At 52.2% G+C, this 13393-nt stretch carries 8 protein-coding genes; 5 read left to right on the forward strand and 3 right to left on the reverse strand.

The genetic code is table 11. The features are described from left to right. The first annotated feature begins 239 nt into the window (after positions 1–239). Entirely contained in the window at positions 240–2126 is a 1887-nt protein-coding gene (locus ACN0YH_RS09295; protein WP_417379289.1) for a DUF1598 domain-containing protein, read from the forward strand. 87 nt (positions 2127–2213) lie between these two features. On the opposite strand, the gene ACN0YH_RS09300 is transcribed toward ACN0YH_RS09295, so the two are convergent. After that, positions 2214–3635 carry an arylsulfatase gene (locus ACN0YH_RS09300; protein WP_417379290.1) on the reverse strand — a complete coding sequence of 474 codons (1422 nt, stop codon included), beginning with the start codon at positions 3633–3635 and terminating at the stop codon, positions 2214–2216. A 507-nt stretch (positions 3636–4142) separates the two neighbouring features. Continuing rightward, positions 4143–5384 (reverse strand): glucose-1-phosphate adenylyltransferase, encoded by a 1242-nt coding sequence (gene glgC / locus ACN0YH_RS09305; RefSeq protein ID WP_417379291.1) that lies wholly within the window; start codon positions 5382–5384, stop codon positions 4143–4145. 413 nt (positions 5385–5797) lie between these two features. Here glgC and ACN0YH_RS09310 point away from each other — a divergent pair, with 413 nt between their 5' ends. The 3 genes from ACN0YH_RS09310 (at position 5798) to ACN0YH_RS09320 (ending at position 9457) form a co-directional block, all read left to right on the forward strand. Next, positions 5798–6460, forward strand: coding sequence for a class I SAM-dependent methyltransferase (locus ACN0YH_RS09310; RefSeq protein WP_417379292.1), 663 nt, complete (start codon positions 5798–5800; stop codon positions 6458–6460). Between the two features lie 53 nt (positions 6461–6513). Further along, positions 6514–7965: an APC family permease gene (locus ACN0YH_RS09315; RefSeq protein WP_417379293.1), complete on the forward strand. Its 1452-nt coding sequence runs from the start codon at positions 6514–6516 to the stop codon at positions 7963–7965. Positions 7966–8092: 127 nt separating this feature from the next. Then, positions 8093–9457 carry a hypothetical protein gene (locus tag ACN0YH_RS09320; protein ID WP_417379294.1) on the forward strand — a complete coding sequence of 455 codons (1365 nt, stop codon included), beginning with the start codon at positions 8093–8095 and terminating at the stop codon, positions 9455–9457. A 934-nt stretch (positions 9458–10391) separates the two neighbouring features. Here ACN0YH_RS09320 and ACN0YH_RS09325 read toward each other — a convergent pair. Continuing rightward, the gene (locus ACN0YH_RS09325) at positions 10392–11363 is read right to left on the reverse strand and encodes an amidohydrolase family protein (protein WP_417379295.1); all 972 of its coding nucleotides are present in this window, start codon (positions 11361–11363) and stop codon (positions 10392–10394) included. 289 nt (positions 11364–11652) lie between these two features. On the opposite strand from ACN0YH_RS09325, the gene ACN0YH_RS09330 reads away from it, so the two are divergent. Further along, on the forward strand, positions 11653–13374 hold the full coding sequence (locus ACN0YH_RS09330; RefSeq protein WP_417379359.1) for a hypothetical protein: 1722 nt from the start codon (positions 11653–11655) through the stop codon (positions 13372–13374). Positions 13375–13393: the final 19 nt, after the last annotated feature.

Below are 13393 nucleotides of genomic sequence, written 5' to 3' on the forward strand. Positions count from 1 at the left end.
GAGTTTTAAGGCGTTTCTGAATTTGAACGAAGTGTTTCTATTCTACTACTTGTAACTGTTCTTTGGATGTCAGAGCTGAGCTGAATTGGGAAGACCAAGAAATTTAAGATTATGCTTGACGTCAGGGCAAAGTTGGACGATCCTAGTACATAAAGTCCTTAAACTTCCCATCTTGCAGTACGTGCATATCCGAACTGCAAGTTTGTCCGTTAATAAGTTGTGCCATTTGGAGAGCGTCCATGCGCCCTAATCACCCTCGCGTCGGCTCCAGTGTTGTTTCAGTTCTGGCAACCGTTGTCTGTTTAGCTGTTGTTCTGGGAGTCACCTTTTATCTGGTGAATCCCCAGCCTGAAGTAACTGTGGAAAAAGTATCAGAAGAGTTTCAGGCTCCGGTCGAAACGCCGCTGGTCCTGGAAGCTCAGGAAACCGTCGCGGTTCCTCCTGTAGCGGAAACAAAACCAGTTGTTGAAATGCCACGCGTATCAACTGAAGAACAGGTTGCCGCACATCTGTCAGCAGGGGAATTCGGACAGGCGATTGAAATTGCTGAAACAGTGGCCAACCTGCAGGAACGTACTCTCTTACTCAGAATGGTTGTCAAAGCCCAGATGGACTCCGGTGACTTTATCGCTGCCCTGGGAACCATCAACCGTATCCCTCTGGCTGATGAACGCACGAAAGCCATGGGCGAACGGGCTCAGGCCATGTCGCTGGCTGGTGGATCTCAACTGGCTGACTTCACCGAGTTGATTGACCTGATTCAATCACAGACTTCAGGTGGGTGGATCGACGACGGATCTGGTGAAGGTTCACTTCGTCAGTTCTCCGCTGGTGTCCGCGTTGATCCTCACGGAATGCTGCATCATATCAGCAAACAGGAATTGAAAGGCGAACTGGAAGCCCTGGGTATTAAAGCCCGTAAAGCCAGCTTGAATAAGAATGTTGCCCAGAACAGCCAGCTGCGACTGATTTCTTTGACCCGCCTGGAAAAAGAAGTTCAGCAGTTGATTGAAGAAGGTCGTTCCCCTGTGGAAACGATGAAAATGCTGGCGGGATTGACCAAAGTCGAATATATCTTCGTCTATCCGGAAGATCAGGAAATCGTGATCGCCGGGCCGGCCGAAGCCTGGATTTATAATGAGCAGGGTCTGGCCTTAGGTGTAGAAAGTGGTCGTCCTGTGCTGCAACTGGATGACCTGGTGACCATCCTGCGAACGTTCTCAGACCAGGGTGAAGAAATCTTCGGATGCTCCTTCGATCCACGTGCAGAAGGTCTGGCACGCGTGAAAGAATTTGTCACTCAGTCTAATGCCCGTGGCCCCCTGAGTGCGGGTGCCGGCGTGCGAAATTATACAAAACAGCTCAAAGAAAAACTGGGAGTACAGGACATTACCCTGTACGGTGTTCCTGATACCTCGCGTGTCGCCCGTGTGCTGATTGAAGCAGACTACCGCATGAAACTGATCGGCATCGGTAAATTGGATGCTGGCAAAAACATCCCCAGTTACTTCGATCTGCTGGCTCAAGAGAACAGCAAAAGTGCTATGAATCTGGAAGCACTCCGCTGGTGGCTGACCATGAAATACGACTCGGTCCTGCATAATCCGCAACGCACTGCATACCAGGTCGTTGGTTCCTCGGTACTCTGCCAGTCAGAAAACCAGATCGTCACCAAAGAGGGTGAACGGTTACGGACAGGTCAGGCTGAAAAGCTGAACCGCGAATTCGCTGCCAACTTTACAAAACATTATCAGGAACTGGCTCGCCAGGATCTGGTTTATGCTGACCTGCAGAATATTTTCGATCTGGCACTGGTCGCCGCGCTGATGCGAAACGAACAACTGGCGAATCGTGCCGGCTGGGAAATGACTGCCTTTGCCGCCAATGGTGCTTATCGCCCGGCTGAATTCGAAGCAGCTCACACGGTGGATACCGTGGTCAATCACCGCGTCTACAACGGCAAAGATGTTGTCGTACAGGTTGCCGGCGGCGTGCGAGTCGATACGAACTCGGTTGTAAAAAATCAGCAGAACCTGAAAGTGTCTCCCGAAGTCGGAGCCGTTTCCGTTCAGTCCAAAGCCCCCGCATTGCCCGTTGGTCGCTGGTGGTGGGATCTGGCTAACTAACCAGAAGTAAAAACAGAACCAATTAAAAACCGCAGCCTGATACCGGGCTGCGGTTTTCTTTTTATCCCCCTGAAGATTCATGGCGCGTTACTTCACGTAACCTTTGATGCCGACCGGCTTCAGAGTCTGGGGAAATTCCCGTGGCTCGGAATGAGCCTGCTGCATGATCTGCTGCAGATCTTTGATTTTTTCGGGATGCTGTTTCGCGAGGTTGTTGTTCTCGCCGATATCCTGGCCCAGATCGTAAAGTTCTATCGGCCGATTCATACGGTTCTGGACGGCTTTCCAGTTTCCCTGACGAATCGCACGCGAGCGAATCTTCCCTTTGGTATATTCCCAGTAAAGGTATTCGTGTTTTGGCTGATTCCCATTCCCCAGCAATGTGGGCAGAAATGAGATGCCATCGATATCGACACCGGATGGAACCGTAGTCCCCGCTACCTGGGCCAGTGTGGGTAATACATCCCAGAACGCGATCTGCAGGTCTGAGGTTTTTCCCGCAGCGATTTTTCCAGGCCAGTTCGCAATGAAGGGCACGCGCAGACCTCCTTCGTACATCGAACCTTTATGGCCTTTGAGCGGTGCATTGCCGTTGAAGAAATCGGTCATCTCTTTCCAGGCCCCCCCCTGCCCGCCGTTATCAGAGGTAAAAATAATCAGCGTATTATCACGAATCCCCAGGTCTTCCAGCAGCGTGACAATTTCCCCCACATGATCGTCCAGGCGGGAGACCATGCCGGCAAACGTCGTCAGTCCATCCTCCGAACCAATATACCCGGGACGGGGATCCAGAATTTGAGTTTTGGGAAATTGACCGCGATACGGTTTTTCTGACTCTTCTGGCACCACCAGTTCCACGTGAGGAATGATGTAAGGCAGATAAGCGAAGAAGGGCTGCGTTTTATTTTTCTGAATGAATGCTTTGGCATCTTCATGAATCAGATCGTGAATGTAGCGACCTCGCTGATTGTTTTCGTTTTCCGGCAGCATGAGCCTGTTCTCATTCTTCCAGATCCAGAAAGGATAATAGAAGTGGGCGTGTACCTGCAGCAGTTGACCTGTGAAATCATCGAAGCCCTGCTGTCCGGGTCGGCCGGGAGTTCCTTCATATCCCAGTCCCCATTTGCCGAACGCGCCGGTGGCATAGCCTGCATCTTTGAGTACTTCGGCGACGGTGGTGTCTTCTGCGTACAGCAACTGGTTCAGGTCATTCGCACGCACGGCGGTGTGCCCGGTGTGCTGGCCTGTCATCAAAACGCTGCGTGAAGGCTGGCAGACCATCGAACCGGCGTAAGCCTGCGTGAATTTCATCCCTTCCGCTGCCAGCTTGTCGATCTGGGGGGTTTTGATTTTGGTCTGACCGTAACAACCGAGTTCTGCGTAGCCTAAATCATCAGCCATAATGAAAATGATATTCGGTTTCTGCTTCTCTGCCGCAGCTAATTTGACGGGAGCAAGCTGGCTCAGACTGCAAAAGACAGCCAGAAGTAATAAGAGTTGTCGAAACATGATGCCAGATCCTTTCGAAGTTTTTGATTCCGTGTTTTTTTGAAATATTTACACGCTGAATTCGTATTCAGAATGCTTTTTAAAAAATCGTTTGAGATTGGTATTGACCGATTCAAAATGACTTTCTATTCTCCCCGCACCATTGGCGTTCACGCTGATATTTAAAACATCAAACAAACCATTCCTGATAACATCACACCTCAGAATGACCGTTATCAATTCCTTTTTCAACCTTCAAGAATACACTAGTGTCCGCTGAGCGATTTCATTCACTCAGTGGAAAGATCGAATGCCAAAGGCACGGATGCTGTGGCATCGATCTTTTTTGAAGCTTTTAAAAGGGAGTGTTTTATGAGGCACGTCTATCAGGCGTGAAAAGACAAAAGCGTACAATCGCCTCCCGGAAGTAGTACAAGTCCTTCCCCCCCCTGGGCTACTGCTTCCGGGAATTTTTATGCGCAGCGCCTGATGCCGGCGTAACACCGGTATCAGGCCTGAAGCATGCGGTCAGGGTTCAACCTTCGCGGGGAACCCATCCATTTTGCCGATGACAACGATCCCGGATTCAGAAACCGCAAAGCCACGGCTTTTATCTGCTTCCAGGTCGTAGCCGATCTCGCAGCCTTTCGGAATGGATACTCCCTTATCGATGATCGCATTGCGAATTTTCGCATGCCGTCCGACATTCACGCCCGAGAACAAAATCGAATTATCGACTTCTGCCCAGCTGTTAACGCGGACATTCGAGGAAATGATCGACTGGCTGACGCGACCACCTGAGATAATCGAGCCTGCGCAAACCATACTGTCAACGGCCTGACCCACTCGTGGTTTATTCCCCTCACTCTGGGCAAAAACGAACTTAGGTGGCGGATCGGGTGGCTGATAGGAACGGATCGGCCAGGTGTTATCGTACAGGTTTAACTGCGGATGCACCGAAACCAGATCCATGTTCGCTTCGTAGTACGCGTCGATTGTTCCGACATCGCGCCAGTAGTATCCATCACCGGTGTTTTTATCCTGGAAGGGATACGCGCGAATCAGATGGTCGTCAATAATCGACGGAATAATATTCTTCCCGAAGTCGTGTGAACTGTCGAGTTGGGTGGCATCGTAGCACAGGCGTTCGAACAGAAAGTTCGTGTTGAAGACATAGATGCCCATCGAAGCCAGGCTTTTGCCCGGGTGATTGGGCATGGGAGCCGGGTTGGCCGGTTTTTCTTCGAACTTGACCACGCGCATGTCATCGTCGACGCCCATCACACCAAACTGGGTGGCCTCCTCGCGATCAACGGGGATGCAGCCGATGGTTACTTCCGCACCGGATTCCTTATGGTCGCGAATCAGTTTGGAGTAATCCATTTTATAAATGTGATCGCCGGAAAGGATTAGAATATGTTCCGAGCGGGCCCGTTCGATGGTGTAGATATTCTGGTAGACGGCGTCCGCGGTTCCCTGGTACCACTGTTCGTCGATTCGCTGCTGAGGAGGTAAAACATCGACAAACTCATTCAGTTCCCGGCAGAGGAACCGCCAGCCCAGATTAATATGCCGGTCGAGGCTCGCTGCTTTGTACTGGGTCAGAATCAGGATCCGCCGCAGTCCGCTGTTAAGGCAGTTAGAAAGTGTAAAATCGATGATACGATAACCGCCGCCGAATGGTACAGCGGGTTTTGCTCGATCCCTGGTAAGCGGTTCCAGACGTGATCCCTTACCACCGGCCAGAACCAAGGCCAACACATTTCGCATAATTGTTCCTTCCTCAGCATGGAACAAGAACCTCGCGGACTCATTCCCTGATCCATCAATGTATTCTAATAGAGGTACTTGAAGCGCTTCATAGAACATTTCGAACAAACCCCACTCACAGACTGCCCGTGAAGGTTTGATTCCCTGCGATATGAGTTCTGCGAACGCTCTCTCTATGTTGTAGCATGCTCCGGCGATGAAAGGAATTCAAAATACAACGTTTTGCGTAAGATCTATTTTCTTAGGTTTCCTGGCTCCGTCAGTTTGGCAGCAGGCGATGCAGGTCTTCCTTTTGACCGTTCCAAATTAATGAAGTTCCGATAGTTTTCCGGCTTGCGGCTTCTCTCGTTCTATCCCCCCATTTATAATCGGCGGCATGAAACTCTCACCTTGATTGTACGGAGAACACAGCCATGGATACCACCGACGAAAAACTCACCAAATCGTTTTATGACCGGATCAGCCATTCTTATGACACAATCGCCGATTCCAACGAGCATGTGGCCCGGGAAAAGGGTCTGACGGCGCTGGCGATTCAGGAGGGAGAATCAGTTCTGGAAATTGGTTACGGCACCGGACATTCACTGGTGGCACTGGCAAAAGCCGTGGGAACGACGGGCAAGGTGAGAGGTGTTGATATTTCAGACGGCATGAAAACCGTCTCGGAAAAACGGGTCTCAGACGCCGGTGTAGCCGATCGCGTGGAGCTGGCAGTCGCCATTACCCCCCCCCTCCCCTTTGACGACAGCAGCTTTGATGTGGTTTCGATGAGCTTTACACTGGAACTGTTTCCACTGGAAACGATCCCGGCGATGCTGGCAGAAATCAAGCGGGTGCTGAAGCCGGGAGGCCGCCTGGGCGTCGTCTGCATGGCGCTGCCCAAAGAAGGAGAAAAAGACAGCTTCCTGGAAAAAACCTACAAATGGATGCATCAGCATTTCCCGCACATCGTGGACTGCCAGCCCATCAATGGGGCGGGTTTCCTGCAGGAGGCCGGCTTTACCCTGACGGTGGATGACACCATGGAAATCTGGACGATGCCCGTCGCCATACTGGTTGGTACGACTCCTGCCTGAACCATCCTCATTTTTCGTTTACCATTCCGGCTGGACAGGGGACTGTATTTCATATGCCCGTAGAGCAACGGCAATCTGAGCCGGTTCCCACGTCGGGCTCAAGCTTTCAAAAACAGCTGAGCCTCTGGGACACAGTGAACATCATCATCGGAATTGTGATCGGTGTTTCGATTTTCAAAGTGCCCAGCCTGGTCTTCGGAAATGCCGGTTCGATCGAAGCCGGCTTTGTAATCTGGGGGCTGGGAGGCCTGCTGATGCTGGCCGGGGCGCTGTGCTACGCCGAACTGGCGTCGGCCATTCCGGAGACGGGAGGCGACTATGTCTTCCTGTCGCGTACTTACGGCAACGGAACCGGCTTTCTGTTTGGCTGGGCCCAGTTCATCGCCATTAACCCGGGCAATATCGGCATCATGTCGTATGTCTTCGCTGATTACGCGATTTCGTTTCTGAACGCCTCTGGTTATGAGATCCCCGAGGGCTGGTCAGTTATCCTCGCAACGGCTTCCGTCTGTATTCTGATCTTGCTGAATCTGCTGGGGCTGATGGTCGGCAAGTGGGCGCAAAATATCCTGACACTGGCAAAAGTCATCGGTTTGGCGGCGATTATCGTGAGCGGCCTGTACCTGGGACTGCAGGGAACTGGTGAAACTGCTGTCGCACCAATAATAAAGAGCCCGGATTCAAAACTGCAGTTTGGCCTGGCCATGGTGTTTGTGCTATACGCATTTGGTGGCTGGAATGATGCGGCGTTCGTCGCAGCAGAAGTCAAAGAACCTGGTAAAAATATCCCCCTGGCCCTGATCGCCGGCACCGGGGGAATCCTGGTTATTTACCTGCTGATCAACTTCGCCTACCTGTGGGGGCTGGGCTATGCAGGGCTACTGAACTCCTCGACGCCAGCAGCAGAACTGCTGGGCAACGCCTGGGGAGATAACGGCACGAAAATTATCAGCCTGATTATCATGATCTCCTCACTGGGTGCCATCAACGGACTAATTATTACCGGTTCCCGTGTGAACGTGCGACTGGGCATGGACCACCGCTTCTTCGCGGTTCTGGCTCGTTGGAACCAGCGCGTGAACGCTCCGCTCTATTCGTTGCTCTCCCAAGGCGCGATCTCCATCGGCATGATTTTGCTGGTAGGAACGGAATCAGGCCGCCACCTGATCAATGCGCCGTTTACACTGATCCATGGCGACTTCATTAATTGGGAACTGTATCAGGACGGCTTTGATACCCTGCTCGTCGCAACGGCTCCCTTGTTCTGGACCTTCTTTCTGTTGACGGGCTTGAGTCTGATCATCCTGCGGTACAAAGCGCCGCAGATGGAGCGACCGTTCCGCGTTCCCCTGTATCCCGTCACGCCGATTCTGTTTTGCCTGACCTGTCTCTACATGCTTTACGCCAGTCTGGATTATGCCCGCGGTCTGGCTTTGCTGGGCCTGATCCCGGTGCTGATCGGCGTGCCTCTGTACTGGATGAGCCATCGGAAGCCATCCACCTGACAGCATTTCCCGATTCGTAATCCCGCTTTGTAGATGGCTCAAGATGCTGGTGTGAGCGTTGCGATTTGTTTACTATGGATACTTGCCTGAATTTAAAGCAGTCTTCAATTAATTATGGATCAACACCATGAAATCACGCGCCCCTCTGATATACCTCGCCGCTCTGTTCCTGATGCAGACAGTTGTCTGTTCCGTCACTGCTGAAGAAACCAAAACCATTGCACCGCTGGAGCTGCCAAAGGTCGACGCTTCATTCGAGCCGCCGTATTACAGCACCACCTACGAACAACCAACCGATCCAAAAGAGGGGCAGCTGCAGATTGGCGTGACCTATACGCTCTGGATTCCGCAAGGACTCAAGGAAGTGCGGGGCATCATCGTGCATCAGCATGGCTGTGGTTCGGGTTCGTGCACAGGCAGCGTCACGGCGGCTCACGACCTGCACTGGCAGGAGTTGGCACGCAAGAACGGCTGTGCCCTGCTCGGCCCCAGTTTTCATCAGGCCAAGGAACAGAACTGCCGCCTGTGGTGTGATCCGCGGAACGGTTCGAACAAAGTGTTTGTCGAATCACTGCAGAAGCTGGCAAAACTGTCGGGGCACCCTGAAGTCGCCACCGCCCCCTGGTGTCTGTGGGGTCATTCGGGAGGCGGGTTCTGGTCGAGCCTGATGCAGATGCAGTACCCGGAGCGGATTGTGGCGATCTGGTTTCAATCGGGAACCGCGTATGGTTACTGGACTAATGACGAAATTAAGGCTCCCGAGATCCCTGATGCGGCCATGCAGATTCCGATGGTGGCCAATCCGGGTCTGAAAGAGAAAGAAAACAAACGTTTCAGCCGCGCCTGGACGGGCAGCCTGGCGATGTTCAAAGACTACCGCGCCAAAGGGGCACCGATCGCTTTTGCCCCCGATCCCCGCACGGGCCACGAAACCGGCGACTCACGTTACCTGGCGATTCCCTTCTTCAACGCCTGCCTGCAACTGCGTCTGCCAGACAAAGTGGGATCCCCTTTGAAAGCTGTAGAGATCAGCAAAGGCTGGTTATCTCCGCTGCTCAGTGAAACCATGCCGGTCCCTTATGACCAGTTTGAGGGAAACAAAGCGGAAGCCAACTGGCTGCCCGACAAAGCAGTCGCGCTGGCCTGGCTGGACTTCGTGAAGACCGGCGCAGTCAGCGACAAGACACCGCCTCCCGCACCGACCGACGTCAAAGTCGATGCTGCGACTGGCACGATCACCTGGAAAGCGGGCACCGACTTCGAAAGCGGCATCCAGGCCTTCCTGATTGAACGCGACGGCAAACAGATCGGGCAACTCCCCGAAAAACTGACCAACCGTTTCGGTCGCCCCCTATTCCAGAACATGAGCTACGGCGATACCCCCGTGCTGCCGCTGCAGAAGTTTGAGTTCGTCGACAAAACCGCCAAACCAGGGAAGACGTATCAGTACAAGGTGATCGCGGTGAATACCGCGGGAGTGAAATCGAAGTAGTTTTTTCTTCCATGAAAAACACGAAAGAGTTGCCAGTTTTGAAAAGTCTACTCGCAATCCGACGGATTGATTTCGTAGATTGAAATTGACAGATCCAGAACCAGCTTACTTCAAATTCATTTTCGTGAGCTTTCGTGCTTTTCGTGGTAGTAAAATGAAAAGTGAGGTGCGACGTGTTCATCTGCAGGCTCTCAAGTTACATCTGGTAGAATTCATCCAGGACGGAAGCTTAAATTCCCTCCCTGCTTGTTAAATGTATCGGGTGTGATGTTGTCACAGCAGTCTGTCACTGGAAGGCATGTTGCAGCTACGACCTCCTGCTCGCTGCGCTCGGCCCGAATTATATTCGGGCTTACCCTTTTTTCTTTGTTATCAACCGTATGGTTTTAGACGCGGTTTATACAGACTTCGGCGTTCAACCGGGGCTACGTCCCTGCGGCTAATTATGTTTGGTCTATGGCTAAGAGTGGGAACACCATGCTTAATATTGGCACTTTCATTTTACGGTTGCTTGCGACAACACTGAATTCTATTTGGGGCAACCCGGTTTCTGCCTGGTTCAGGATCTGCATCAGAGGTTGCCTTGTTTTTGTTGATTTATTCTCTGGAAGGACAGGCAGGAGTCAAGAACGGATGAAATGGTTTTTGTGGCGATGGGTGACGACAGGGAACCGGTGCCTGGATGAGAACTGGTTAGTTCGCTGTGACAGCGGGGTGAAGTGTGTCGATCCGCAGTCTGTTATGCGTTGTTATTTTTCAAATCGTGCTGAAACCAGAGGGTTTTGTAGTGCTGATCTTCGCAGTGGTTCACGCGGTTCACTCGATTTTTTTGTGCCAACGCGCGCGACACACTTTAGAGCACAAAGGATGCGTATCGACGGGCAGCAGTCAAGGCCGGTTTCTTCAGTTGTGGAACGGATACGCTGTGTGCAATTTATTCACCGGGATATTTGTCCCAGCGATAAGCCAGCTTGGAATTTTTCCAGAAGACTTTGTCGAGGGCCGACTGACCTTTGTCCTGCAGGTAGTCGACCAGGATTTTCTGCAGCGTGACATAGTCGGCGGCCCGTTCGGAGACCGGCCAGTTACTGCCAAAAATCATGCGGTCGACTCCAATGTTTTTCCAGATGACATCCAGGGTCGGTCGGTAATATTCGACGTCGGCAGGGACGGCATCGGGACGGTGACGTGATGCTCCCTCGACCAGGGCCGAGATTTTGATGAAAACCTGCTTCTGATCGGCGAGAGCTTCCATGTATTCTCTCCACCGCAGGTCGATCTCATCCCCTTTGATAGCGACGTTACCGATATGATCGACGACAATACGCAGATCAGGAACTTGCTCCGCCAGCAGACGTGCTCCATTCAGAGTCACCGGGCCGCCATTCAGGTCGACCTGCAGTCCCTGGTCGGCCATCAGTTTCAGATCATCCATAAACTGTCGCTGTTTTAAACCGAGATCGAGCAGATCGTGATTAATACGAATGCCCTTATAGAGCGGATTTTTCGAAAAGCGTTTGAGGTGCTTACGAAAATCGGGTTCACCCGGAGTGAGGCGACCGACAAAGCCGATGATGACGGGATTGTCTTTCGCCTGGTCGAGAATCCACTGATTGTCTTCGACCAGCTTACTGGCTTCCACCACGACCGTGGCATTCACGGGCTGGTACTTTTTCAGTTCGACGAAGTCTTTAGGCAGGACTGTTCGATAGAGGGACGAACCTTTCCTCGGCCAGGGAACGCCTGCGGGACGAGTGGGATCGTAAAAGTGGGTATGGGTGTCGACTACCTTGGCCGGCAACAGCGGTTTGGCAGCAGCGGCTTCACTTCCACTGAGATTCAACTGCGAGGCGAGTAATCCTGCGGAAGCAGTTTTGAGAAACGTACGACGGTTGAGCGATGACATGTCGAGAATCCTCTGGGCTGGTTAGGTCTTATCAGACCTGAAAGGCAGGGTTGATGAACCATTAGTTACATTATGTTTATGTCGACGCATTACAGGATATTCTCAGTCGATATCCAATTCTATCTATTTTCACAAAAACTTACTCGATTTGGGGGGGATTTTAAATCGCACTTCCCATTGCCGGCTCTTTTTGCTAATTTTCACGCACTGTGTATCTTTACTTAATTTCGTTTTGGGACGCTTGTTGCCAGGAAAGGCGACAGACACAAGCAACGGATTTGATTTTGTGATGCCCCCAGCTGATGATCATAACTCAGACCTGAATCGCCGCGCGCGTGCAGACGCCGCGTCTGCAGAGAACGGACGCGAGGAATCTGATGAGATCAGCACAGCGAATTCCAGTGAATCGGACTGGTATTCCGCAGAGATCGAAGACGACGCTGTCGAATACGACCTCTCCCTCAAGTTTGAGGATTACGCTCCCGCCTGGTTAATCAAGTTCAAAGCTCTGTTTGGTAGTGCTCCGGAGTGGTCAGTTGCGTCGACACTGGGCGCGATTGCCATTATCCTGACGATCCTGCTGTTACTGGCGATGCCCGCTGACGAACCAGGTGAGATCGAAGTAACGGAAGAAGACACTCCCGTGGAAGTAGAGCAGGCGGAACCAGAAGAGGACAACCTGATTGATTCACGGATTGTGCTGGAAATTCCTGCTGTAGATGGATTTGTGCTTGCAGAAACGGATCCGCTGTATGTCTCCTTTGGGGAACTTCCGCAGCATATTGCAGCGACCCCCGCACGCGATGAATTCATGTTACCGCGTGAGCGACCAATCATACTGCCGGATTTCGAACTGCCCCCCGAGCCGACAGCCGCGGAATCGGAGCTCACTGTTGATGTGCAGAGAATCCGAATTATCGAACGTGAAATGCGAGATCCGGGAATAGACGAGCCATTTCTGGTCGAAGCTGTGGTTACTGCAGGGGACCTGGTGAGCCAACTGGAACCAGGAGACCGGTTTCTATTTGATGAAAGCTGGACCCTGGTCAATCTGGATCGCACCCAGGCACAGACTCGGGCCACCATTCGCCCCACCCTCTATCATGAACGGATCACGGGCAACAAACATTTGCAGGTCGGTCAGGAACAACCTCTCGAACCAGTTTTGAGGGAGTCCGTTCGTCCTGAGCCTGGTAAGCAGGAAGAGTTACACGTCGAAATCAGAAAAACGATTCCCCAACAGGGAACGGCCGCTGATACGCTGACCTATTCGATTCTCGTAAAAAACCGGGGCACAACAACCGCATTTGACGTCGATGTGAATGAGACACTCTCCCCCGCCGCGAGTCTGGTGGACCTGACGCCACCGGCGGAAGTCAATCAGAACCAGTTAAGCTGGAAGATTGCGCGGCTGGAGCCGAATGAGGAACGGGAGTTGCAAATCCAAGTATACCTTGCGGAAGAAGGAAAAGTGGAAACCAGTTCGCTGGTGACACTCGTTTCGAACGTGACATCAACAACGGAAATTTCAGCTCCGTCGCTGGAATTGAAGATCAAAGGACCGGATGTGGTCGCTGAAGGAGAGGTTTTTCCGCTGGAGATCCTGATAAGCAATCGAGGTCGCCAGAACCAGAACTCGGTGAACCTGAACCTGGATCTGCCCGAGGGATTGATCCACGAACAGGGACGACAGTTATCATTTCAGATGGATCAACTGGCCGCCAACGAAACGCGAACCTTGCAGGCACGTGTCAGAGCAGTCAAAGCAGGCAAAGTCACTTCACGGGCATCTCTGTCTTCTGACAGTCTGCCTCTGGATGAAATGGAACTGGTTCAGAACGTGATTCTCAAACCAGCTACGCCGAAACAGCCGGAAACCAAGGTGACTAAACCCGCGACTACAGTCATTCCTACGACACCTGTCACGCCCACTCCACCTGCTGCTCCCGGACAGACCTGCCCCTGTCAGGTACCCGTCTATTATTATACGGTCCCTTATCTGCTGCCATAATTGATACGGGAGTTGAAGT

This window comes from Gimesia sp. (assembly GCF_048262075.1).
Classification (GTDB): Bacteria; Planctomycetota; Planctomycetia; order Planctomycetales; family Planctomycetaceae; genus Gimesia.